The sequence below is a fragment of the Stenotrophomonas maltophilia genome, assembly GCF_013464485.1.
Classification (GTDB): domain Bacteria; phylum Pseudomonadota; class Gammaproteobacteria; order Xanthomonadales; family Xanthomonadaceae; genus Stenotrophomonas; species Stenotrophomonas maltophilia_AW.
The window spans coordinates 187,056-211,012 of sequence record NZ_RAUX01000001.1; the positions used below are offsets into that span (position 1 = coordinate 187,056).

General features: G+C 62.4%; 22 protein-coding genes. 15 read left to right on the forward strand and 7 right to left on the reverse strand.

Features of this window, described 5'->3' with window-relative positions; all coding sequences use genetic code 11:
• Positions 1 to 8 precede the first annotated feature (8 nt).
• The 3 genes from D7Y61_RS00850 (at position 9) to D7Y61_RS00860 (ending at position 2,737) form a co-directional block, all read left to right on the forward strand.
• Positions 9 to 599 carry a TetR/AcrR family transcriptional regulator gene (locus D7Y61_RS00850; RefSeq protein WP_180864571.1) on the forward strand — a complete coding sequence of 197 codons (591 nt, stop codon included), beginning with the start codon at positions 9 to 11 and terminating at the stop codon, positions 597 to 599.
• The gene (locus tag D7Y61_RS00855) at positions 596 to 1,630 is read left to right on the forward strand and encodes a DUF418 domain-containing protein (RefSeq protein ID WP_180864572.1); all 1,035 of its coding nucleotides are present in this window, start codon (positions 596 to 598) and stop codon (positions 1,628 to 1,630) included. The genes D7Y61_RS00850 and D7Y61_RS00855 overlap by 4 nt, the downstream gene beginning before the upstream one ends.
• A gap of 99 nt (positions 1,631 to 1,729) precedes the next feature.
• Positions 1,730 to 2,737, forward strand: coding sequence for an aminoglycoside phosphotransferase family protein (locus tag D7Y61_RS00860; protein ID WP_180864573.1), 1,008 nt, complete (start codon positions 1,730 to 1,732; stop codon positions 2,735 to 2,737).
• Positions 2,738 to 3,339: 602 nt separating this feature from the next.
• On the opposite strand, the gene D7Y61_RS00865 is transcribed toward D7Y61_RS00860, so the two are convergent.
• The 7 genes from D7Y61_RS00865 to amaB form a co-directional block, all read right to left on the reverse strand.
• Positions 3,340 to 4,227 carry a DMT family transporter gene (locus D7Y61_RS00865; RefSeq protein WP_180864626.1) on the reverse strand — a complete coding sequence of 296 codons (888 nt, stop codon included), beginning with the start codon at positions 4,225 to 4,227 and terminating at the stop codon, positions 3,340 to 3,342.
• A gap of 32 nt (positions 4,228 to 4,259) precedes the next feature.
• Positions 4,260 to 5,321 carry a UDP-N-acetylmuramate dehydrogenase gene (murB, locus tag D7Y61_RS00870; RefSeq protein WP_180864574.1) on the reverse strand — a complete coding sequence of 354 codons (1,062 nt, stop codon included), beginning with the start codon at positions 5,319 to 5,321 and terminating at the stop codon, positions 4,260 to 4,262.
• A gap of 8 nt (positions 5,322 to 5,329) precedes the next feature.
• The gene (locus D7Y61_RS00875) at positions 5,330 to 6,385 is read right to left on the reverse strand and encodes a quinone-dependent dihydroorotate dehydrogenase (protein WP_180864575.1); all 1,056 of its coding nucleotides are present in this window, start codon (positions 6,383 to 6,385) and stop codon (positions 5,330 to 5,332) included.
• A gap of 8 nt (positions 6,386 to 6,393) precedes the next feature.
• On the reverse strand, positions 6,394 to 7,164 hold the full coding sequence (locus tag D7Y61_RS00880; protein WP_180864576.1) for a class I SAM-dependent methyltransferase: 771 nt from the start codon (positions 7,162 to 7,164) through the stop codon (positions 6,394 to 6,396).
• A gap of 5 nt (positions 7,165 to 7,169) precedes the next feature.
• Positions 7,170 to 7,454 carry a DUF4190 domain-containing protein gene (locus D7Y61_RS00885; protein ID WP_180864577.1) on the reverse strand — a complete coding sequence of 95 codons (285 nt, stop codon included), beginning with the start codon at positions 7,452 to 7,454 and terminating at the stop codon, positions 7,170 to 7,172.
• A gap of 159 nt (positions 7,455 to 7,613) precedes the next feature.
• A complete protein-coding gene (locus tag D7Y61_RS00890; RefSeq protein WP_180864578.1) occupies positions 7,614 to 8,423 on the reverse strand; it encodes an SDR family NAD(P)-dependent oxidoreductase in 810 nt (269 codons plus the stop codon).
• A gap of 40 nt (positions 8,424 to 8,463) precedes the next feature.
• Positions 8,464 to 9,996, reverse strand: a complete 1,533-nt coding sequence (gene amaB / locus D7Y61_RS00895; RefSeq protein ID WP_032127496.1) for an L-piperidine-6-carboxylate dehydrogenase — start codon at positions 9,994 to 9,996, stop codon at positions 8,464 to 8,466.
• A 440-nt stretch (positions 9,997 to 10,436) separates the two neighbouring features.
• Here amaB and D7Y61_RS00900 point away from each other — a divergent pair, with 440 nt between their 5' ends.
• The 12 genes from D7Y61_RS00900 (at position 10,437) to D7Y61_RS00955 (ending at position 23,921) form a co-directional block, all read left to right on the forward strand.
• Positions 10,437 to 11,894 carry an undecaprenyl-phosphate glucose phosphotransferase gene (locus tag D7Y61_RS00900; RefSeq protein WP_180864579.1) on the forward strand — a complete coding sequence of 486 codons (1,458 nt, stop codon included), beginning with the start codon at positions 10,437 to 10,439 and terminating at the stop codon, positions 11,892 to 11,894.
• A gap of 153 nt (positions 11,895 to 12,047) precedes the next feature.
• Complete coding sequence (locus D7Y61_RS00905) at positions 12,048 to 12,482, forward strand: low molecular weight protein-tyrosine-phosphatase (protein ID WP_180864580.1); 435 nt, start codon at positions 12,048 to 12,050, stop codon at positions 12,480 to 12,482.
• A 58-nt stretch (positions 12,483 to 12,540) separates the two neighbouring features.
• On the forward strand, positions 12,541 to 14,751 hold the full coding sequence (locus D7Y61_RS00910; RefSeq protein ID WP_180864581.1) for a polysaccharide biosynthesis tyrosine autokinase: 2,211 nt from the start codon (positions 12,541 to 12,543) through the stop codon (positions 14,749 to 14,751).
• A gap of 106 nt (positions 14,752 to 14,857) precedes the next feature.
• A complete protein-coding gene (locus D7Y61_RS00915) occupies positions 14,858 to 15,991 on the forward strand; it encodes an NAD-dependent epimerase/dehydratase family protein (RefSeq protein WP_180864582.1) in 1,134 nt (377 codons plus the stop codon).
• Between the two features lie 29 nt (positions 15,992 to 16,020).
• Entirely contained in the window at positions 16,021 to 17,022 is a 1,002-nt protein-coding gene (locus D7Y61_RS00920; protein WP_180864583.1) for a hypothetical protein, read from the forward strand.
• Positions 17,023 to 17,091: 69 nt separating this feature from the next.
• Positions 17,092 to 18,429 (forward strand): hypothetical protein, encoded by a 1,338-nt coding sequence (locus D7Y61_RS00925; RefSeq protein ID WP_180864584.1) that lies wholly within the window; start codon positions 17,092 to 17,094, stop codon positions 18,427 to 18,429.
• Positions 18,426 to 19,835 (forward strand): lipopolysaccharide biosynthesis protein, encoded by a 1,410-nt coding sequence (locus D7Y61_RS00930; RefSeq protein WP_180864585.1) that lies wholly within the window; start codon positions 18,426 to 18,428, stop codon positions 19,833 to 19,835. The genes D7Y61_RS00925 and D7Y61_RS00930 overlap by 4 nt, the downstream gene beginning before the upstream one ends.
• A 79-nt stretch (positions 19,836 to 19,914) precedes the next feature.
• The gene (locus tag D7Y61_RS00935) at positions 19,915 to 20,835 is read left to right on the forward strand and encodes an EpsG family protein (protein WP_180864586.1); all 921 of its coding nucleotides are present in this window, start codon (positions 19,915 to 19,917) and stop codon (positions 20,833 to 20,835) included.
• 85 nt (positions 20,836 to 20,920) lie between these two features.
• A complete protein-coding gene (locus tag D7Y61_RS00940; RefSeq protein ID WP_180864587.1) occupies positions 20,921 to 21,505 on the forward strand; it encodes an acyltransferase in 585 nt (194 codons plus the stop codon).
• A complete protein-coding gene (kdsA, locus tag D7Y61_RS00945) occupies positions 21,502 to 22,347 on the forward strand; it encodes a 3-deoxy-8-phosphooctulonate synthase (protein WP_054172891.1) in 846 nt (281 codons plus the stop codon). Before D7Y61_RS00940 ends, kdsA begins: the two co-directional genes overlap by 4 nt.
• Position 22,348: 1 nt before the next feature.
• On the forward strand, positions 22,349 to 22,900 hold the full coding sequence (locus D7Y61_RS00950; RefSeq protein ID WP_180864588.1) for a KdsC family phosphatase: 552 nt from the start codon (positions 22,349 to 22,351) through the stop codon (positions 22,898 to 22,900).
• Positions 22,901 to 22,973: 73 nt separating this feature from the next.
• On the forward strand, positions 22,974 to 23,921 hold the full coding sequence (locus D7Y61_RS00955) for a KpsF/GutQ family sugar-phosphate isomerase (protein WP_180864589.1): 948 nt from the start codon (positions 22,974 to 22,976) through the stop codon (positions 23,919 to 23,921).
• Positions 23,922 to 23,957: the final 36 nt, after the last annotated feature.

Consider the following 23,957-nt stretch of genomic DNA (forward strand, 5'->3'; position numbering starts at 1 on the left):
TTTGCGCCATGAGCCGAACCGACCGCAACGAGCAACGCATCGCGCAGATCCTGCAGGCCGCCCTGCAGTGCTTCCTCGTCAAGGGCTTCCACCAGGCCAGCATGCGTGACATCGCGCAGGCGGCCGGCGTCAGCCTGGGCAATCTCTACAACCACTTCCCGGGCAAGGAAGCGATCATCCTCGCGGTGGCGGTGGCCGAGAGCGAAGAACTGGCACCGTTGTTGCAGCGCCTGGCCGTGTCTGACGGCGACCGCGCACAGGTGCTGGCGTTCCTGCAGGAGTTCCACGCACTGTGCCGGCAGCCGGAATGGGCGATGCTTGCCGTTGAAGTGCTGGCCGAGAGTGCCCGCAATCCCGCTGTGGCAGAGGCCTTCGCGGCCAATCGGAAGCAATTGCACGAGGCGCTGGCCGAAGCTCTGCAGCGCGTGGCGCAGCGCGAACGTCGGCGCCCGGCGTTGGCACCGGCAGTGCAGTCGCAGGTGTTGCTGGACGCCATCGAGAGCGACGCGTTGCGCCGGGGGCTGGCCGAAGCGGGCGACGCGGAGGGCGCGCCGTTGGATCTGGCCCTGCTGACGCTGCTGCTCGGTGCACGCGCATGAGTGTGGTTGACCGGCGGTTGCACGGCCTGGATCTGGCGCGTTACCTGGCACTGGCCGGCATGGTGCTGGTCAACTTCCGACTGGCGATGGCCGTCCCGGCAGATGGGGAAGGGTGGCTGGCGCGGTGCTTCCATCTGCTGGAAGGCAAGGCTTCTGCGACCTTCGTTACCCTGGCGGGGCTGGGCCTGGTGCTGGCCACGCAGCGACAGCATGGGTGGCCGGCCAGCGTGCAGACCTGGCGGCGCGCGCTGTTCCTGCTGGTGCTGGGCCTGCTCAACCTGACCGTGTTCCCCGCCGACATCCTGCATTACTACGCGGTGTACTTCGCTCTGGCCGTGTTGTGGCTGCGCGCGTCGCCGCGGGTGTTGCTGGCCAGCATCGTGGGCCTTGCCGCCTGTTCGTTCTGGGCGCTGCTGCACTGGGACTACAGCCAGGGATGGAACTGGCAGACGTTGGACTACGCCGGTCTGTGGCAATGGCCAGGGGCGGTGCGCAACCTGTTGTTCAACGGCTTCCATCCGCTGCTGCCCTGGCTTTGCTTCTTCCTGCTGGGCATGCTGCTGGCGCGCCTGCCGTTGTCGCAGCCACGGGTGCAGCATGCACTGCTGGTGCTGGGTGTGCTGTTGATCGGGGCCGGCCAGGCGGTGCAGCATCTTGCGCAGGGAACGCCATGGCAGGCCTGGCTGGGAACGCAACCGATGCCGCCGGGCCCCGCCTACGTGCTTACCGGTGCGGGCGCGGCCTGCAGTGTCATCGCCGCCTGCCTGTGGCTGACGCGGGTGCATCCCGGCGACTGGCTGGAGCCGTTCACGGCGGCAGGGCGCATGACCCTCACGCTCTATGTCGGCCACATCCTGCTGGGGATGGGAACACTGGAAAGCTTCGGCCTGCTCGATGGGCGTGGGTCACTTGCCTCGGTGCTGCTGTGGGCGCTGTTGTTCCTGATGCTGGCAACGGGCGCGGCATGGCTGTGGTCGTGGCAGTTCGCACGCGGTCCGCTGGAAGCGTTGATGCGACGTCTCGCGGGCTAGTCCTTTGGCCGCTCAGCGGTGATGTTGTGACGGACATGTCTGTGTCGTGGCAAATGCATCTGCGATAGTGGCGGCAGGTATTACTTTCCGCTTGCATCCATGTCATTCGCTTCGGCGCAGCATCTCGGCGAAGTCCTGCAACAATCCTATGGCATTACCGCTACCGCCGTGGTGCCGCGTCCGGTGGGCGCGGATGCCAATGCCAGCGTGTATCGCATCGATGGACGCCGTGGGCAGTGGTGGTTGAAATGCCGTACGTACCAGGTTGATCCTGCAGTGTGGGACAGCCTGCATTGGCTGCGCGGCACGCTGGGCATCGAAGAGATCGTGGCGCCATGGCCGGCGCTGACCGGTGGTGCGTCGGTGCAGCGTTGGGGATTGCAGTTCACCCTGTTTCCCTATGTCGACGGCCAGTCCGGTTTCGAAGCGGCGCTGAGCCGCGCGCAGTGGCAGCGGCTCGGTGAGGTGCTGCGGCAGCTGCACGCTGCACAGCTGCCGCCGGAACTGCGCCAGGGGCTGCCAATCGTGCGACTGGAAACCGGTGCACTTGAGACGGTCGGGCAGTGGTTGGCGGGCGAGGGCCTTGCGGCTGCGAAGGATGGCCTGGGCCGTGCGTTTGTGTCCGTATGGGACAAGCAGCGTGCCCGCATCGCCGCACTGCATGCGCATGCGGTGCAGCTGCATGGTGCCCTGAAAGATGCGCCGGTGGACCTGCGTCTCTGCCATACCGATCTGCATGCCGGCAATCTTCTGATGGGCAATGACGGCGGCCTGCACCTGATCGATTGGGATGGCCTGTCGCTGGCCCCGCGCGAGCGCGACCTGATGTTCATCGGTGGTGCCGTGGGCGGGCGTTGGGGGCGCGAGAATCCACTGGGGTTCGAAGACGGCTACGGCAGTGACCGTGGCGACCCGCGCTGGATTGCCTGGTACCGGCACTGGCGGATCCTGCAGGACCTGATCGAGTTCCAGCAGGTGTTGCTGGGCAGTGATGGGGAGGAGCGTTCGCCCCAGCTGCGTCGGCAGTCGCTGCATTACCTGGCCGAGCAGTTCGCACCGGGCAATGTGTTCGATGCGGCGGAGCGGGTGTATCGCGGGCTGGGCTAGTTCCCGGGCCGTTGCCAGGATCGCCCGGGGTAGAGTCGACTGTTAGTCGACTGCTCTTCGAATGGACCAKGCAAAGCCCGCGCTGCGCGCGATAGTCGACYAACAGTCGACTCTACCCATGSMTTSTCCATGCAGGACCCGTATCGTGTGGTACCGGAGCTGCGGCGGCAGTGCAATGTGTTCGATGCGGCGGAGCGGGTGTATCGCGGGCTGGGCTAGTTCCCGGGCCGTTGCCAGGATCGCCCGGGGTAGAGTCGACTGTTAGTCGACTGCTCTTCGAATGGACCAKGCAAAGCCCGCGCTGCGCGCGATAGTCGACCAACAGTCGACTCTACCCATGSMTTGTCCATGCAGGACCCGTATCGTGTGGTACCGGAGCTGCGGCGGCAGTGCAATGTGTTCGATGCGGCGGAGCGGGTGTATCGCGGGCTGGGCTAGTTCCCGGGCCGTTGCCAGGATCGCCCGGGGTAGAGTCGACTGTTAGTCGACTGCTCTTCGAATGGACCAKGCAAAGCCCGCGCTGCGCGCGATAGTCGACCAACAGTCGACTCTACCCGCAGCCTGTCCATGAACGGCCCATGGCTGGTCCATGCAGGTGGATTTCATTCGGCGGGCTTTGCTGCTGAGGAGGCCGCAGCGCTGGCGGCACGCCGCGACAACACGGCTTCGCGGTGGGCGATGTAGGCGTTGGCGGCGAGGATGATGCCGGCGCCGATGATCGTCCAGCGGTCCACGCTCTCGTTGAACAGCAGCCAGCCGAACAGCGTCACCAGCGGCAGCTGCAGGAAGCTGATCGGCGTCAGCGCGGAAACTTCACCCAGACGCAGTGCCCGCGTCCACAGCAGCTGGCCGACCGTGCCCAGAACGCCCGTGGCCAACAGCCACAGCCAGGCGATGCCGGTGGGCCAGACCCAGACGAACAGCGCAGGCACCAGCGACAGCGGCACCCAGAACACATAGGTGTAGAGCACCACGGTGTCGGCGCTGTCCACGCGGGTGAGCTGCTTGATCTGGATCGCCACCAATGAGCTGAGCACGGCGGCAGCCACTGCCACCAGACTGCCTGCGGTGAAGCCGGCGGTACCGGGGCGCACGATCACCAGCACGCCGATGAAGCCGACCACCACCGCAGCCCAGCGGCGCACGCGCACGGTCTCGCCCAGCCACAGCACTGCGGCAATCGTGACGAACAGTGGCGTGGAATACGACAGCGAAACCGCCTGTGCCAACGGCAGATGGCCCAGCGCCCAGAACGCACACAGCATCGAACCGAGGCCGATCGCACTGCGCACGAAATAGCGTGGCAGTTGCTGGGTCTTCAGTGGCGCATGGCCCGGCCGCAGCAGCATCGGCAGCAACGCCAGCAGGCCGAAGGCGTTGCGGAAGAACGCCACTTCCTGGGTCGGCACATAGCGCGTGGCATAGCGGATGGCCACTGCCATCAGGCCGAACGCCATTGTGCTGCCGAGCATCAGCAGCGCCGCCCGCATCGGGCGGGCGCTGGGGGAGAGGGCGGGGGTGTTCACCACTGTGCGCCGAGCAGGCGGGGCTCCGGTTCGATCGGCACGCCGAATTTCTCCAGCACCGAGGCCGAGATGCGGCGTGCCAGTGCCAGCAGTTCAGCGCCCGTGGCACTTCCATGGTTGACCAGCACCAGCGCGTGGCTCGGCGCCACGCCGGCATCGCCTTCGCGGAAGCCCTTCCAGCCGCAGGATTCGATCATCCATGCCGCCGAGACCTTGCGCTTGCCCTCCTGGTCGGACGGGAACACCGGCAGCTCCGGGAAGTGCTGCAGCAGCACCTCGACCTGTTCCAGCGGCAGCACCGGGTTCTTGAAGAAGCTGCCGGCGTTGCCGAGTACATCCGGGTCGGGCAGCTTGCGGCGGCGGATCGCGATCACCGCATTGGCCACGTCCACCGCGCCCGGCAGCTCTACGCCCTGTGCCTGCAGTTCCTCTCGGATACCGGCGTAGTCCATGCGCAGGTCGTGCAGCAGCGGCAGCTTCAGTTCGATGGCGGTGATCAGGTAGCGATCCGGCTGCTGCTTGAACACGCTGTCGCGGTAGGCAAAGCCACACTGTTCGTTGTCCAGCCGCACCCAGGCCTGCTCCTGGCAGTCCCAGGCTTCGACGGCCTGGATGAACTCGCCGATCTGCGCGCCGTAGGCACCGATGTTCTGAATCGGCGCGGCACCGGCGGTGCCGGGAATCAGTGCCAGGTTTTCCAGCCCGGACAGGCCCTCCTGCAGCGACCACATCACCAGCCCGTGCCACGGCACGCCGGCGCCGGCGCGGATCACCGCATGGTCCGCGCGGTGTTCAAGGAAACTGATGTCGCGGTTGCCGAACACCAGCACGGTGCCCGGCAGGTCTTCAGCGATCAGCACGTTGCTGCCGCTGCCCAGGACCAGCAGCGGGCCGTTGGCCACTTCCGGCAGCGCCAGGACCTCCGGGAGCAGCGTGGCGTCGTGCAGTTCCAGCAGCTGCGCCGCGCTGGCCTGCACGTGGAAGGTGTTCAGCGCCTGCAGCGGCGCATTGCGGGTGAGCGTCCAGCGCAGCGGGGCGTTGCCGTCGACGGTATCCATGGGCGCGCTCACAGTGGGGCCACCGCGCCGCGGCTCGGCGCTTCGCGGCGGCGGCGGATCGCCTCCACGCATTCGGAAACCAGCGCCGGGCCACGGAAGATCAGGCCGCTGTAGCACTGCACCAGCGCGGCGCCGGCGGCCATCTTGGCCACGGCATCGGCACCGGACAGGATGCCGCCGACACCGATCAGCGGCACCGATTCGGGCAGGCGCGAGCGCAGGCGGCGCAGCACCAGCGTGGACTGCTCCAGCACCGGCGCACCGGACAGGCCGCCGGCCTCATTGGCCAACGGATCGCCGGCCACCTTGCTGTGGTCGATGGTGGTGTTGGTGGCGATCACGCCGTCCACTTGAAGTTCACCCAGCACGCGCGCGGCGGCATCGATGTCGCGTTCGCTGAGGTCCGGCGCCACCTTCACCAGCATCGGCACGCGGCGGCCGTGGCGGGCGGCAAGGTCTTCCTGGCGGTCACGCAGCTGGCTGACCAGCTGGCGTAGCGCGGTTTCTTCCTGCAGTTCACGCAGGCCGGCGGTGTTGGGTGAGGAGATGTTGACGGTGATGTAGTCGGCCAGCGGATAGACCTTGTCCAGGCAGGCGATGTAATCGTCCACGGCCTGTTCGTTGGGGGTGTCCTTGTTCTTGCCGATGTTGATGCCGAGCAGGCCACGGCGGTTGCGCGCGCGTTCGACGTTGCGTACCAGCGCGTCCACGCCCGCATTGTTGAAGCCCATGCGGTTGATGATCGCGTTGTGTTCCGGCAGGCGGAACAGGCGTGGCAGCGGATTGCCGGCCTGCGGGCGCGGGGTGATGGTGCCGATCTCGACGAAGCCGAAGCCCAGCGCGAACAGTGCATCGATGTGCTCGCCATTCTTGTCCAGGCCGGCGGCCAGGCCGACCGGATTGGGGAAGGTCAGCCCGAACACCGTGCTGGGCATCGGCGCGATGCGTGCGGCCAGCAGCGGCGTGGTGCCGGTGCGGTAGGCCAGGTCCAGTGCGGACAGGCCGAGGCCGTGGGCGCGCTCGGCGTCGAGCGAGAACAGGAAGGGGCGGGCAAGCGAATACATGCGTCGGTTCAGTCCAGCGTGCCGAGGAAGGCTCGGGTTCGATATTCAAAAGCAACCTGGCCGTCGACCGCGTGGGCGGCGAACAGGTCCTGCAGAGCGGCGATCATCGGCACATGGCGCGGATGACCGGATTGCGGGGCATAGGAGGAGGACAGCAGGCGCCCGCGCAGGGCGTCGAAGTCCAGGTGCTGCACGTTCGGCAACTCCACCATGCCGCGCAGGCCAGCGCCGAACCAGGCCTGCATGGTGGCGTCGTCCTGGTAGCGCTCGGCCACGGCGGTGTAGTCGGTGCCGTAGTCCAGCAGCAGCTGTTCGTAACCGACCAGGAACGGGCTGGCATCGAGCAGTCGCGAGTTCCAGTAGATCAGTGCCAGGCCATCTGGACGCAGGATGCGCTGCCACTCGGCGCGCACCGCCACGGTGTCGAACCAGTGGAAGGCCTGCGCGACGCTGACCAGATCGACGCTGGCATCGGTCAGTCCGGTGGCTTCGGCGCGGCCGTCGATGGCGCTGAATTGTGGGTACTGCGGTGCGAGCCATTCCTGCGCGGCGCCGCGCATGGCCGCATTCGGTTCAACGGCAACCACCGGATGGCCGGTGGCCAGGAACAGGCGGCTGGAAATGCCGGTGCCGGCGCCGATGTCGGCGACCTCGGCCTTGTGGTTGACGCCCATCGGGCCATGCAGCCACTCCAGCAGGGCGGAGGGATAGTCCGGCCGGTAACGGACGTAGTCGGCGACGCGGCTGCTGAAGCGTTCAGTGCTGTCGGAAGCGGTCATGGCGATCAGTTCGACATCGCGGCGAGCCAGGCCAGGCCGCCGAAGAACAGGATGAAGGCGAGGATGGCGGCAATCACGGCGCCAACCATCACCCAGCCCAGCACCAGACCAGTGACGGCCAGGCCATCGCCTTCCAGTTCATGCGGGCGGCGGCGGATTTCGGCGCGGGCCATGTGCCCGGTAATGATGGCGACGATGCTGGCCACGAAGGGCAGGACGGTCCAGCTGGCGATGCCCGTGACCAGGCTGACCACGGCCAGGGCGCTTGTCTGTCGGGGTGCCACGCTCATCGGGGTCCTCCTTGGCAGTGTGCACATGATAGTGCCTCTGCCCGGGCAATCCCATGGGCAGTGCCCTGTAGAGCCGAGCCCATGCTCGGCTGGACCCTGGACAATGCAGTGTCGACCGCGCCTCGCGCGCTAGCCGAGCGTGGGCTCGGCTCTACAGATTCAGCCCATCAACACCTGGCCGCCATCCACGTTGAGAACATGGCCGGTGATCCAGCGCGCCAGCGGCGAGCACAGGAACAGGGCGGCATCGGCGATCTCGCGCGGGTGGCCGAAGCGACCGAACGGAATCTTCGCCAGCGTACCGTGGTACAGGGCGGGATCTTCGGTGCGGCGGCGATCCCACAGGCCGTCATCGAACTCGATCGAACCGGGTGCAATGGCATTGACCCGGATCCGGTCCCTGGCCAGCGCCAGCGCCTGTGAGGTGGTGTAGTGCGACAGCGCGGCCTTGGCGGCTGCGTAGGGCGCGCCGCCGGGACGCGGCTGCTGTGCGGCAATCGAAGAAAGATTGAGGATGCAGGCGTCGCTGGACGCACGCAGCCACGGCAGCGCCAGGCGCGAGGCCCGTACCGCCGCCATCAGGTCGATCTGCAGGCTGGCGGCCCAGCCATCCTCGTCATCGGCCATGCCGTAGCCGGTGGCGTTGTTGACCAGTACATCGATGCCGCCGAGGGTATCGGCGGCGGCTTGCAGCCAAGCCTGGATCTGGCTGGCATCGCCCAGATCGGCAGGGAACGCATGCAGGTCGACACCCTGTGCCTGTGCATCGGCACGCAGGGCGTTCAGGCCGGCCTGGCCGCGGGCGCAGGCCGACACCTGTGCACCGGCGCCGGCAAACGCCAGCGCCATTTCACGGCCAATGCCCTTGCTGCCGCCGGCGATCAACACGCGGCGGCCGGTGAAATCAATCACCGGCCTGCCACCCTGTGGAGCCGAGCCATGCTCGGCTGCATTTGCTGCGGTGTTCATGGCCCGTCCTGCCGAGCWTGGCTCGGCACTACAGATAGCGTTACAGGTCGAACTTGATGCCCTGGGCCAGCGGCAGCGAATCCGAGTAGTTGATGGTGTTGGTCTGGCGGCGCATGTAGACCTTCCACGCATCCGAACCGGACTCGCGGCCACCGCCGGTGTCCTTCTCGCCACCGAAGGCGCCGCCGATCTCCGCACCGGACGTGCCGATGTTGATGTTGGCGATGCCGCAGTCGCTGCCGGCGGCCGACAGGAACTTCTCGGCGGTCTTCAGGTTCTGGGTGAAGATCGAGGACGACAGGCCCTGCGGCACGCCGTTCTGCATGTCGATGGCTTCGTCGATGCTGTCGTACGGCATCACATACAGGATCGGCGCGAAGGTCTCGTGCTGGACCACGGCGTCGCTGTTCTTCAGGCCGGAGACGATGGCCGGCAGCACGAAGTTGCCGGCACGGTCGATGCGGGTGCCGCCGGTTTCGATGGTGCCGCCGGCAGCCTTGGCCTGAGCGATGGCATCGAGGAACTGCTGCACGGCGCCGTCGCTGTTCAGCGGGCCCATCAGGTTGGCGGCATCGGTCGGGTCGCCGATCTTGCCTTCGACCTGCTTATAGGCCTTGACCAGCGTGGCCAGCACGTCGGCGTAGATCGAGCGGTGCACGATCAGGCGGCGGGTGGTGGTGCAACGCTGGCCGGCGGTGCCGACGGCGCCGAACACGATGCCCGGCACGGCCAGCTTCAGGTCGGCGGTTTCGTCCAGGATGATGGCGTTGTTGCCGCCCAGTTCCAGCAGGCAGCGGCCAAGGCGGCGCGCGACCTTCTCGTTGACGGTGCGGCCGACCTGGGTCGAGCCGGTGAAGCTGATCAGCGGCACGCGACGGTCATCGACCATCTTTTCAGACAGCGCGGTACCGGCGTCGTTGATCAGGAAGAAGATGTCCGGGAACCCCGCTTCGCGCAGGGCATCGTTGCAGATCTTCAGCGAGGCGATGGCGGTCAGCGGCGTCTTGTTGGACGGCTTCCAGATGCACACGTCGCCACAGATGGCGGCCAGGAACGAATTCCAGCTCCACACCGCGACCGGGAAGTTGAAGGCCGAGATGATGCCGACCAGGCCCAGCGGGTGGTACTGCTCGTACATGCGGTGGCCGGGGCGCTCGGAATGCATGGTGTAGCCGTACAGCATGCGGCTCTGACCCACGGCGAAGTCGGCGATGTCGATCATCTCCTGCACTTCGCCATCGCCTTCCGGCTTGCTCTTGCCCATTTCCAGGGCGACCAGCGAACCCAGGGCGTCCTTGTGCTTGCGCAGCGCTTCGCCGCACAGGCGCACGGCTTCACCGCGGCGCGGGGCCGGCGTGGTGCGCCAGATCTTGAAGGCTTCCTGCGCGCGGGCGACGACGGTCTCGTACTCGGCCTCGGTGGTCGCGCGGACCTGCGCGATCGGCTCGCCGGTGGTCGGGTTGACCGGGGTGATCAGCTCACCGCTGGTCGCGCTCGACCACTCCCCGTTGCCCAGGTACGTGCCAGCGTTGATCGCGTCCAGGCCAAGGGACTTGAGCAGCTCGGAAGACATGCAGACTCCTGTGTTTCGTTACGTTGTTTGGCGCCATCGCGGGCAGGTGGGGGCGCGATGAACAGAACCCCCGATGGTAGCAGAGGGTGATGGTGGGGCTTTGGTGCGGTGCGGGGTGAGGCTCTGTGCGGGATCGTCAATACCTTGACGTTCCAGGCGTTGGCGCGATCACCGGCCGGTTCAGGCTTGACGCAAATCGACGCATCTTGAAGCATTGCGATACATTAAAAAATACTAATATTTATAATGGCTTAGCACTCATTCGGGGTGTACGGTAACGACTTCTGTCTCAGACTTTTCCTATCTTTTGTGTGTGATTTCATTCACAATGCCTCCACATTTGATTGACGAAATCCCGACGAAGCCGTGCTGGAAGGGGAGTCCATGCACGTGACGACGAATCCTTCGGCGTCGTGTCGGGCCGACAATGGAGAAGTGCTTTGCTACATGGATCAGTAGAAGACCTTCGCGCGGAGCGGGCCCGAACAGGTCGCCGCCGCGTCGAGGCCCGGGCCGCCCTTGAGCTGGGACTGCGCCTGGGCGATCTGCTGGTCTTGCCGGGCATGGCCGTGCTCTCCCACATGCTGCTGAACGGAACAGGCGCGCCGGACTCCTCCCAGCGCATCGTGTTCGGTGCGGTGATCCTCAGTGCCATCCTCTGCTTCTCTGTAGCGCCGGTGTACCGCAACTGGCGGATCCGTGGCCTTCTGGCGGACCTCTGGCTGTTGCTGCTGGCCTGGTCCGGCACCTTCGCGCTGTTTTCCCTCTATGTCGTGCTGGTTGGCCTTGCCGACGCGGTGCCGTCCGCCTGGCTTGTTGGCTGGTATGTCCTCGGGTTGGGCGCCATGTCGGCCCTGCGCGTGCTGTTGAGGGTGCAGTTGCATCGCCTGCGCTCGAGGGGCATGGATCATGAGCGCATCCTGCTGGTCGGGCTGCGGGCACCTGCCCTGAGGCTGCATCGCCTGCTGCGCGGGAAGCCGGAACTGGGGAAGGACGTGGTTGGCTATTTTGCCACTGCCGGTGATATCGCCACCCGTCGTGGTGGGGATTCCCCGCAGCGGCTGGGTGTCCTGGAAGATGTACCGAAGTACATGGATCAGCACCGGGGTGAGTTCGACCAGGTCTGGGTGTCCATGCCGATGGGGCATGCGGCCGCAATCAAGGACATGCTCAAGCAGATCGAGCGATTCCCGGTGCCGGTACGCCTGATTCCGGATACCACGGGGCTGGGGGCGTTGAATCCCGGCGTGCACCAGGTGGGTGACGTGCCGATGATCGGCGTGCGCCAGGGCCTGGTGGATCATCGCTTCCGCCTGTTCAAGCGGGTTGAGGACATCGTTGTGGCAGGCATTGCGGTGATCCTTCTGGCGCCGCTGTTTGCCCTGCTGGCGATTGGCGTGAAGCTGAGTTCGCCGGGCCCTGTGCTGTTCCGCCAGAAGCGCCATGGGCTGGGCGGCAAGGAATTCTGGATGCTGAAGTTCCGCTCCATGCGCGTGCATGCAGAGGGCACCGGGCAGATCACCCAGGCGACGCGCGGTGATCCGCGGGTGACCCGGTTCGGCGCCTTCCTGCGTCGCAGCAGCCTGGATGAGTTGCCGCAGTTCTTCAATGTGCTGGGCGGGAACATGTCGGTGGTGGGGCCGCGGCCGCATGCGATCCAGCACAACGACCACTATGAGCGGGTAATCGAGCGTTACATGCACCGGCACTACGTCAAGCCTGGCATCACCGGCTGGGCGCAGGTGCATGGGTTGCGTGGCGAGACGCCGGAGCTGCGCTCGATGAAGAAGCGCGTTCAGTACGACATCGACTACATCCGGCGATGGAGCCCGACGCTGGATGTGCGGATCATCGTGCTGACCGCGCTGAAAGTGCTGGGGCAGAAGTCGGCCTATTAAGGCAGCTTGATCCTGGAACTGCGACGTAATCCCATGAATCTGTTGGCGATTTCATCGCCTGTAATGCGCGTGTAAGGTATGCTGTGCGGCTGCTGCCGTTCCAGGTTGTTTCTGGTTGCGTGCGCCGCAAGGAATGCCACAGGATCCAGATCAGTGTTCAAGAACGTTCTTTTTGTATGTGTGGGCAACATCTGCCGCAGCCCTTCAGCGGAGGTCATGCTGAGAGAGGCTGTCTCTGGCAAGGGCATCCAGGTGTCTTCGGCTGGGCTTGGTGCGCTGGTTGGTCACGGTATTGATGCCACCGCGCAGGAGCTGCTGGTGGAGCAGGGGCTGGATGGCCTGGCCCACCGTGCCCGCCAGATCGATGACGCCATTCTCGGCGCGGCGGATCTGGTGCTGACCATGGAGCGGAAGCACGTTCGCCGCATTGCCGAGATCGCCCCCCAGGCATCCGGCAAGACCTTCCTGCTGGGCAAATGGCAGCAGGATCGGGAAATTCCTGATCCTTATCGCCAGCAGCGCCCGGCGTTCGAGCATGTTTACAAGTTGATGGCCGAGGGCGTGGAGAGTTGGGCGCGGCACGTCTAGTGCGTGTCGCATCACTCTTTCCCGCCGCTCGTAACCTTGATTCGAAGAGTTCTTATAGATGACCACCGACACCCGTAGTCCAGTACAGGACGATAGCGATGAGATCGACCTGCGGCAGCTGCTTGGAACGCTGATTGACCATAAGTGGTGGATCGCGGGGATCACCGGAGCCTTCCTGGTTGCCGCGGCAGCGTATGCGCTGCTGGCAACACCGGTCTATCGGGCCGATGCGATCGTGCAGGTGGAATCCAAGGTGCCCAGCCTTCCGGGTCTGTCGGATCTCAGTCAATCGCTGGGGATCGGAACCGGGTCGGCCGAGGCGACCACGGAGATCGCGCTGATCACGTCCCGAGCTGTTGTGGGAAGTGCGGTCAACGCGATGAGGCTCGATATCGAGGTTGAGCCGAACCGCTTCCCGGTTCTCGGTGGCTATTTCGCGCGCAAGGCCGAGCGTTCTGCGCCGGATGCGCTGGCGGACGTGCGCTTCGGCATGAGCCGGTTCGGTTGGGGTGGCGAGAAGCTGGATGTGTTCCAGCTGGATGTGCCGCGGAGCCTGATTGCGCAGCCGCTGACCCTGATTGTCGGTGACAACAGCAGTTACGAGCTGTTTGATGAAGACGAGAACCTGCTGGTGAAGGGGAGTGTGGGCAAGGTTGCCTCCGGAAAGGGGGTCACCATGCAGGTCGCCGAGATTCGTGCCCACCCGGGAATGCGCTTCCAGATCGTACGTCAGCGCCACCTTTCTGTTGTCAACGAACTGCAGAAGAAGGTCTCGGTCAGCGAATCCGGCAAGGACTCTGGCATCCTGACGCTGGCTTACGAGAACTCGGATCCGGATGTCGCGCAGAATTTCCTGCAGCAGGTCGCCCAGGCCTACGTCCGGCAGAATGTTGAGCGGAACTCTGCCGAAGCCTCTGCCCAGTTGACCTTCGTCAAAGAGCAGCTCCCGAATGTGCGCAATCAGGTTGACGCTGCGCAGAAGGCGCTGAGCGCATATCAGACCCGCGCCAACTCGGTGGATCTGACCCTGCAGACCAAGGGGCTGCTGGATCAGGAGGTTGCGGTTGAAACCAGCATCCAGCAGCTGCGGTTGCAGCAGGCTGAGATGGATCGCAAGTTCACTCGCGATCACCCGGCATACCAGGCGCTGATGCGCCAGATCGGGGATCTTGAGGCGCGCAAGAATGGGTTCCAGGGGCAGGTGAAGCAACTGCCGGAAGCTCAACAGGAACTTCTGCGCCTGAGCCGCGACCTGCAGGTCAGCAACGAGATGTACACCGCAATGCTGAATCAGGCGCAGCAGCTGGATGTCGCGCGTGCCGGCACGGTTGGCAATGTGCGGATCGTGGATGCTGCCGAAGTGGATGCAACCAATCCGGTGAAGCCGCGCAAGGGCTTGATCGTGCTGGTGGGCACATTGCTGGGTGCGTTCCTGTCGATTGGCCTGGTGCTGCTGCGACAGTTGTTGAATCGCGGTGTGGAGGATCCGTCGCAGATCGAAGAAATCGGCCTGCCGGTTTACGCATCGATTCCGGTCAGCCCGGGTCAGCAGTCCGATTCGGTGCGCGGCAAGTTCCGCGCCGACGGCAAGCTGCATCTGCTGGCGGTGAAGGATCCGGCGGACCTGGCAGTGGAGGCGGTGCGCAGCCTGCGGACCAGTCTGCACTTTGCACGCCTGGAGGCGAAGAACAATATCGTTCTGATTTCCGGTTCCAGTCCGAACGCGGGCAAGACATTCGTCTCGTCCAATCTGGCAGCTGTGATCGCGCAGGCGGGTCAGCGCGTGCTGATCATCGACGCCGACATGCGCAAGGGTACGCTGCACAAGGCACTGGGGGCGACCCAGACGCCGGGCCTGTCCGACGTGCTGGTCGGCAAAGCGACACTGGAAACCGCGATCCGTACCGTGCCGGGCCTCGACAGCCTCAGCTTCATCTCGCGCGGCGATGTGCCGCCGAATCCTTCGGAGCTGCTGATGCACCGCAACTTCACGGAGTTGCTGGAAACGGTGGAGAAGCAATTCGATCTCGTCATCATCGATACGCCCCCGATTCTCGCGGTCACCGATGCGGCGATCATCGCCCATCACGCAGGCACCTGTCTGTTGGTTGCGCGCTTCGGCCTGAATCAGCCCAAGGAGCTGGCACTTGCGCGCAAGCGCTTCGAGCAGAACAACGTGCAGCTGAAGGGGGCGATCTTCAATGCCGTCGAGCGTCGTGCGACCGGCTATTACAGCTACGGGTATTACGAATACAAGTCGACCCGGTAACGGGGAAACGCGGCAGAGCACCATCGGGTGCCCTGCCTGACACGGAAGTCACGGCTGCTGCAGAACGCGGGACCGCGACGCACTTCAAGAAACAGCGGAGATATGCATGAAAGTACTGATTACGGGTGGTGCGGGGTTCATTGGCAGTGCGCTGGCACGCGCGCTGGTCGCTCGTGGCGACCAGGTGACGGTTCTGGACAACCTTTCGCCCCAGATCCACGGTGACAGCCCGGAAGGTTCGGCGCTGCTGGCTTCGCTGCCGCCCGAGGCCGTGGTAGTCAAGGGCGACGTGCGCCTGCGCGAGGATTGGCTGAAAGTGCTTCCCGGCCAGGACGTTGTCGTCCACCTGGCAGCTGAAACGGGAACCGGCCAGTCCATGTACGAAATTGACCGCTATGTTGATGTCAACGTGCGCGGTACTTCGCTGTTCCTCGACCTGATCGGCAACAAGGTGCAGGGCTGCGAGTCGGTCAAGCGGGTCGTTGTCGCGTCTTCGCGCTCGATCTACGGCGAAGGCAAGTACAAGGGTGCCAGCGGCCCGGTCTATCCGGGGGCGCGCGTCGACGTGGACCTGCAGAAGGGCATCTTCGAATGCCGCGATCCGGCGACGGGCGATCTGGTGGAGCCGCTGCCCACCGACGAAGAATCCCGCATTCACCCGAGCTCGATCTATGGCATCACCAAGCAGGTGCAGGAACAGCTGGTGCTGGTGGGGGCCGCCGCCATTGGCATCCAGGGTATCGCCCTGCGCTATCAGAACGTCTACGGCCCGGGTCAGTCACTGAAGAACCCCTACACCGGCATCCTGTCGATCTTCTCCACCCTGCTGTTGCAGGGCAAGGGCGTCAACATCTTCGAGGATGGCAAGGAGACCCGCGATTTCGTCTTCATTGACGACGTGGTGGCGGCAACTGTTTCAGCCATCGATGCGGATGTCAGTGGCCAGGCCTTCAATGTGGGCACCGGCGAAGCGACCGATGTCATCACCGTCGCAAGCGCGTTGAAGGACGCGTATGGCAAGGGTGGAGAAATCAGCATCTCCGGCAACTACCGCATTGGTGACATCAGGCATAACTTCGCCGATCTCAGCCGCGCTGAGGCTGCTCTTGGCTATCGCCCGCGCGTCACCTTTGCCGAAGGCGTGAAGCGCTTTGCCGCCTGGGTACTGACCCAGCAGATCGAAGACTCCGGTTACCAGCGGTCGGTGGATGAGATGCGCGCGAAGGGCCTGCTCAAGTGAAGATTGATGGGCGATCGGACGGGCAGGTTGTGAGCGAATCCCTGAAGGGGAAGCGTGTGCTCTTCATCGCCCCTATGTTCTTCGGCTATGAGAAGCTGATCAAAGGCGAGCTTGAGGAGTTGGGGGCCGTTGTCGATTACTTCAGCGACAGGCCGGGCGCGGATTTCCTGACCAAGGCCCTTATCCGTGTGGACCGCCGCTTTCTCGCAAGAAAGATCGAGCGGTACTACGGCGACATCATCGAGCAGACCCGCGGCCGCGATTATGATCTTGTTCTGATCATCCGCGCAGAGGCCGTGTCCGGCAGCATCCTCGACCGGCTTCGCAGCATCCACTCGCGTGCGAAGTTTGTGTTGTACCTGTGGGATTCGATGCACTACAACCCGAACGCACGCAAGGTGCTGGGCAAGTTCGATGCGGTGCTGTCCTTCGACCGCGCAGACGTCGATGCCAATCCGCAGATGCAGTTCCTGCCGTTGTTCTATGGCAGGGAGTTCGAGCGTGCAGCCAACTGGACCGGTGGCTTCAAGTACGACGCATGCTTCATCGGCACCATCCATACAGACCGTTACAAGGTGCTTGAGCAGATCATCGAACAGCTCGAGAAGGATGGAATGACGGTGTTCGTCTACTGCTATTACCCGTCACGCATGCTTTTCAGGCTGCGCTCCCTGTTCGATACGGGCTTCCGCCGGTTCGCCAGGAAGTACGTTGATTTCAAGGGTATGCCGCTTCCAGAAGTGGTTGATCGCATCGCCGAGAGCCGTGCTGTGATTGACGTGAACAGGCCCGGTCAGCTGGGCCTGACGATGCGGACGATTGAGGCAATCGGCGCCCAGCGCCTGCTGGTGACGACGAATGAGGATATCGTCAACTACGAGGTCTACTCCCAGAAGGGTATGTATCTGATCGACCGGCGTGAGCCGAAAGTGGCCAGGGAGTTCCTTCAGCGCGAAGGCGTCCCCCATGACGAATCGGTTCGCGTCGGACTTTCTGCCAGGAACTGGGTGCTGCGCGTTCTTGGAAACTAACCGGGCCAGGCCAATGGCCTGTCATGTCGGCCCTTCGTACGTAGGCTCTCCCAACACAAGCTATCGAGCATGAAGTACCTCACCGTCGTCTACTACGATACGTTCGCCCGCTTCTTCTCCGCCATTGAAGATGAAGTCAGACTGCGGGACGGTGAGGCCGAGTTCCTCCACCTTGCGTTGTTTCCGAGCGCCTACCTCTATCTGGCGCTTGAGCGGAAGGCGGTCCGTCTGCTTCCCTGGGAGGCGACAAAAGCCTCGTCGGCAGTCGCTTCGGTCGAAGCCGCCGAACTGGATCGCATCGGCGCGTATCACTCGTACATCCTTTCGGGGGCGGGCAAAGGGGCTGACCTGCGCGTGCGCGAACGCGCGGCGAAGTATGTCAACGCGGTATCGGAGATCCTTCGTGAATTCCGTCCGGACCGCGTCATCATGTCAGGTGACACCCGGATTGCCTGCGAGGCGCTATCGTTCTGCCTGGCCCGTGACTGGCCCGATGTTCCGAAGTTCCACTTCGAGCAGGGGCCGGGAGGGACGACGATCCTCGATTCTGCTGGCGTGAACGCGAATTGCTCCTTCAGATATGAAGTCGCCAGTCTCACCGGAGAGGGGTACTCCGCGGAGATCCCGCCGAGGCGCAGGCGCTTCAAGCGAAATCCTGTATTCAGAGGGTGCGACTACCTCTTAAGTGGGGTGCTGAAAGCAGTCTCTCGTCTTCCTGCCGAGTGGGAGACCTTGCCAATGCCACGGTGCCCAGAGCAAAGATATGCTGCTTGTATGGAGGAGAAGCATGTTGACGGAACTGCCGAAGGTCCCAGTGTATTGGTGGCGCTGCAGGTTCCCGACGATGCCAACAACATCCATCACAATCCGCTGGAGCTGGGTGACGCGCAATTCGTCGAAATGGTGATACTAGCCGTTAGGCAACTTGGCGGACGGGTTGTCGTCAGAGAGCATCCTTTGTATCGACGCAAGTACAGTGCCTCACTGTATGAGCTGATCTCGACCACGTCTGATGTTGTACTTTCAGGCGGGGAGCTGAAAGATGACCTCGCTTTGGCAGCCGTAGTGATTACAGTCAATTCGACCACCGGGTTTGATGCGTACATGGCCGGCGTCCCTTCGATCTTGTTGGGGCGTGCTTTCTACGATCACCTTCCGGGAATAGTCCGGGTGCAGACTGCTTCAGATCTCGAAGGGGCGATCAGGTCCATTCAGAAGAGGGATGCGGTCGATATGTTCTTTGGTTGCGAACCCGCAAGAATTGTTGCAGAGATGAGGGAACGCTTCTTAATTGATGGGCATTTGCTTGATGCCGAGCTCGTTGCTCCTTCGAGCATTGCGAGCATCATTCATGGTGGCAGCCGCACCCTTGATCGTCCACGTGGCGACAGGCCGGTGATCAAATGACGGCGAAGGGTATCTATTGGGGGGTCGCCTCGAATCTTCTGGGTAACGCGCTGATGCTCGGCGCGACACTTTGGTTAACTCGCCTCATCAGTCCTGCGGAGTTCGGCGAGTTTCGTGTCGGCGCGAATTTCTCGACATTGGTTGTGCCGTTCCTTGCGTTGGGCGGTGAGCGTTTAATCAGTCGTCTGATTCAGAAGAGCGACAATGTGGGTGTTGCTCGGGCCATTCGCATGGTAATGACGATCGCGCTGACGGGTAGTGCTGTTCTGCTTCTGAGCTACCCATTGCTTTCCAGACATGCTTTCGCGGGTGCCGTAGGATTTCCGGTCTTTGCTCTAGGTGTGCTACTTGTTCCGCTGACCATCTGTTACAACTTGGCGAACACAATATGGCGGCATGTAGGTTCGGCTTCACGGGCGCAAATTCATCTTAATTTCTACCAGCGTCTGCTTCGCGCACCGTTGCTAATTGCTTTCGCATGGTTGCATCCGACAGCTGTCTCTGCGTCTGCCGCGATGTTCATCGCGCAGGGGACCTCGACATTTCAGCTCTGGAGATATATCCGTGAGGCACTGAAAACCGAAGGGGCTCTCGGGAATTCGATTGTCCGAAGCAGATCGTTTATTGGTGATATGTTAGTAATCGGCTTGCCGATAGCGCTACTTGCTGCAGTCGACAGGTTGGATGTACTGATCGTCAATGCCGTGATGGGAGTCGAGACTGCGGGCGAGTACGACCTGATCTATATGCTCGCATTGACCGCGATGTTTCCGGCAATGGCGATGTCCAAGACGTCCGAGCCGCTGTTGCTTTCGTTGCGCGACGATCCTGGCCGGCAACGGCGTGTCCGCTCGCTGCAGATCAGGACTTTGCTGTTGTCCTGCACTGCGCTGGTTGGAATTGCGGTGATCTCCCCGTTCATTCCAATGGTGCTTGGCGTGGCAGGTTCCGACTTCCCTTCCGCGGTTCTGGTTCTATCCGCAGGATTGGCCTTGTCCAGTGTGTGTGGGCCGGTTCTTGAATACATGCAGATCAACGGGCGGGCCAATGTTACGTTGCTGCTCGCCATGACCTTGATGGGATTCTTCATCTGGATGAAGTGGTTGGCAGCAAGCGCGGACAGCCTGGTGCTATTCGCATTTCTCGGCGGGCTGTTTTATCTCGTGCTACGTCTCGTTCTGGCGGCCTATGTCTTCTTCGTGGATCGCGTTCTGCTCACCAACCCGTATGCGCTTGCGATTGCGGTGCTCTTCTATGGGCTTCTGGCGACCTGGATCTTGAGTGGTGAGCACATGCACAAGGTGGCTATGTTAAAGCTCTCGTTGCGTGATATCGCGGCTGAGAGGGCGAGTTATTGCATAGATCCCGCTGATCGAAATAACCGAATTTTCTATTATTCAGTTTAACTATTCTGGTGTCGGAGGTCCGGGAGTGCGATTCTCTTCTGGCATTGTTGAGGGTTCCAGTATTGGAAAGATTGGCGGTATGCGCCTCTTTCTGAGGGCCTGCTTGTTCTTGTTGTTGGTCGGCCTGTATGTGTTCAAGTATGATGGAAACGATTATTCCATGTATGAGAACTACTACAATTCGGGAATCAGCTTTGAGGTTGGTTACGAAATTATTGCTACTCTGGTGAAGGTCGGAGGGTATGATTTCAAGTATTTCTATGGCATATATAGTGCCCTCAATCTGTTCTTGTTCTGCATGCTATGTCGTTGGCGGACGGAGAGAATGCTTCTCGCGCTTATTCCGTTGATGCTCTTCCCAGGGCTTCCATTGAATACTGTCAGGCAGTTCACCGCAGGTCTGATCTGTGCGCTGGCATACGATAGGTTCTATCCTCAGCAGAACAGGAAATTTGCTCTTCTTGTGCTGTTGGCTAGCCAATTTCATATATCCGCAGTGCTGTTCCTAATTCCTCTCGCGTGGAAGAGGGTTGGTGTATTTGTCGCGATTTCGGTCGTCGCAGTCGTGGCACTTGCGTACTTCAGTACCTATACCAGCTACCTCGTGAGCAAGGTGATTTATTACACCGGGGGCGCAGCTCAGTCGGCATGGTATGAGCAAGGAGCCGGAAAGTCGCTTGCATTCGTCCTGTTTGGCTTGTTGTTGCTGGGGGGGGGATTCCTATGGCGAGTCGGTGACTACAGGAAGTATATGCCAGTCCTTCTCTTGACAGCTCTCGCTATGTTTGCCTCAGCATACATGAGTATCTTTATGCGATTCATGTACCTCTTTTTGCCGGCGATATCGGTGTGGATGTACAGCTGCTCAAGGAGGACTAAGCTGTCGGTCTTCCTTCCTCTTTTTATTGTGGGTGTAGTTAATATTTATCTGGTTGTTGCGGTTTGGGGTGATGGATCGTATCAGCACAGGAATCATCTTCTGGAATATCTGCTTATGTAGCAGGGATGGCTATCGGGTTCTGCGGAGATTTTATGCGTGGGCTGGACTCCCTGTCGTCATCTGTTTGCGGTTTTGAGGGAAGATTATGCATCAGTTGTACAAGCTTGCATGGATATTAAGGGCTATTGCGTACAAATTGATATTCGGAAGCTTTGGTGTAATTAGCTACATCGGTCGGCCATTGTTCTTGATGGGCGCCCGTCGCATCCATGTTGGTAGGCGGGTGCGAATTTTTCCTGGGCTGCGCGCTGAATGTCATGGCGATGGCAGTGTCGTTATTGAGGATAATGTAGCAATTGGCCAAGGGTTTCATGTGACTGCAATGGGGAGAATTAGTATTGGGTCGGGTAGTCTGATAACCGGGTACGTTTCCGTTACTGACATCGAGCATGAGTATTCTGCTGTGGATGTTCCAGTTCTTCAGCAGGGCGTGACTTGGAAGGAGACCCGCATCGGCAAGAACTGCTTTCTTGGAATGGGCGCAAGAATCCAAGCGGGAACTATCCTTGGTGATGGCTGTGTCGTAGGTGCTAACGCAGTTGTAAGGGGAGAATTTCCCCCGTACTCAGTCATTGTTGGGGCGCCTGGTCGCGCAGTGAAGCGATACTCCCCTGAAGACGGCACTTGGCAGCGGCTTGTTTCAAATCATTCAAACGAGATCAATTCATGAACGTTTCCATCAACGACGCTGTTGCCGTCGGCAACGACCTCCCCTTCGTCCTGTTCGGCGGCCTGAACGTCCTTGAGGACCTCGACTCCACGCTGTTTGCGGCGGAGAAGTACGTCGAGGTCACCGGCAAGCTCGGTATTCCCTACGTCTTCAAGGCTTCGTTCGACAAGGCCAATCGCTCGTCGATCAAGTCCTTCCGTGGCGTTGGCCTGGAAGAAGGTATTCGCATCTTCCAGGAAGTGAAGCGCCGCTTCGGCGTGCCGGTGATTACCGACGTCCATGAAGTGGAGCAGGCGGCTCCCGTGGCCGAAGTGGTCGACGTGCTGCAGATTCCTGCGTTCCTGGCGCGCCAGACCGATCTGGTCACTGCCATTGCGCGTACTGGCCGGGCGATCAACATCAAGAAGCCGCAGTTCCTCAGCCCGTCGCAGATGAAGAACATCGCCAGCAAGATCCGTGAGGCCGGCAATGAGCGGATCATCCTGTGCGAGCGTGGCGCGCAGTTCGGCTACGACAACCTGGTCGTGGATATGCTGGGCTTCCGTGAGATGATCGAGGCCACCGGTGGCCTGCCGGCCATCTTCGATGTGACCCACAGTCTGCAGCGCCGCGACTCGGGCAGTGAGGCCTCCGGTGGCCGCCGCCGCCAGGTAGTGGAACTTGCGCGCGCAGGTATGGCGGTTGGCCTGGCAGGGCTGTTCCTGGAGGCGCATCCGGATCCGGACAACGCGCGTTGCGATGGCCCGAGCGCGTTGCCGTTGAGCGCACTTGAGCCGTTCCTGGCACAGATCAAGGCGGTCGATGATCTGGTCAAGTCGTTCCCGAAGCTCGACATTGCCTGACATGGAATCGGCGAAGTACCGGGGGCCGATCAAGCTGGTCCTGTTCGACGTGGACGGCGTACTGACTGATGGTGGCCTGCACATCGATGGCAAGGGCGAGCAGTTCAAGACGTTCAACGTCCGCGATGGCCTGGCCGTTGCATTGCTGCGTGTGCATGGCATCCGGTGTGGCGTGCTGTCGGGCAAGGCGAGCCCCTCCCTGGACTTCCGGATCCAGCAACTGGGCATGGATGTGGCGGTGACCGGTCGCCTCGAAAAGCTCGATGCGTTGGCCGCCATCTGCAGGGATCTTGGAATCAACGAGACCGAGATCGCCTATGTGGGGGACGACGTCGTGGACCTGCCGTTGGCGGGACGGGTAGGGCGCTTCTACGCGCCTTCCGACGCGCATCCGCTGGTGTTGGCAGCCGCTGACGTGGTTGCAGACGCACAGGGCGGACGTGGCGTCGGGCGCGAGGTGGCCGAGCGTGTTCTTGCCGAAGGCGGGGTGGACCTGCCTGCAGCATACGCGCCCCTCATTGCAGGATGGAACGCCGCTGGAGCGGTGCAGTAGCCGGCGCAGGGTTGCGCGGGTAAGCGCAGCGCACGCAGGTGCTCTGCGAATTATCATCAGAAGGAAACAAGGTATGTCCTCCGTCGTATCAGTCGTCGATCACATTGCATCGGCCAAGCGCGTCCTGCAGATCGAGGCATCGGCTGTCGCCGCGCTCGCCGACAGGCTCGATGGGCAGTTCACCCAGGCCGTGGAACAGGTGCTGGGTTCGCAGGGCCGGGTCATCATCTGCGGCATGGGCAAATCGGGAATCATCGGGCGCAAGATCGCTGCGACGTTGGCCAGCACGGGTACCCCCAGCTTTTTCATGCACCCGGGTGAAGCGTTCCATGGTGATCTTGGCATGGTCACCGCCACCGATGTATTCGTGGCGATCTCCTACTCCGGCGAAACCGAAGAGGTGGTGAAGCTGCTGCCCTTCCTGAAGGACAACGGCAACTTCCTCGTGGCGATCACCGGTCGTGCGACGTCCACGTTGGCCCAGGCCGCGGATTGCCACTTGGATGCGGGTGTTTCGCAGGAAGCCTGCCCGCTTGCATTGGCACCCACTGCATCGACCACGGCAACGCTGGCGATGGGTGATGCGCTTGCAGTTGCACTGATGGAGGCTCGAGGCTTCCAGCCGGAAAATTTCGCGCGCTTCCACCCGGGTGGCTCGCTGGGCCGGCGCCTGCTGTCGCGCGTGGAGCACGAGATGGTTGCTGGCGATCTGCCGGTGGTGGACGCAGCAGCAACGATGATGGACGTATTGCAGGCCATTACCCGCTCCAGCCTCGGCCTGGCGATCGTACGGGCCGGCACCAGCTACGCGATCATTACCGATGGCGACGTTCGCCGCGCGCTCGAGCGTCATGGCCGCGAGGTGTTTGATAAGTCCGCGGCCGAGCTGATGACCGCCTCACCTGCCCAGGTGAGCGTAGGGACGCGGGTTGAGGATGCGCTGGTGCTGATGGAGCGGCGGCGGATCTCGTCGTTGCTGGTGTTCGACGGCGACGTGCTGGCCGGTGTGTTCAAGAAGTAGAAAGAGGAAGGCGCCCTTGCAGGGCGCCTTCGTTCT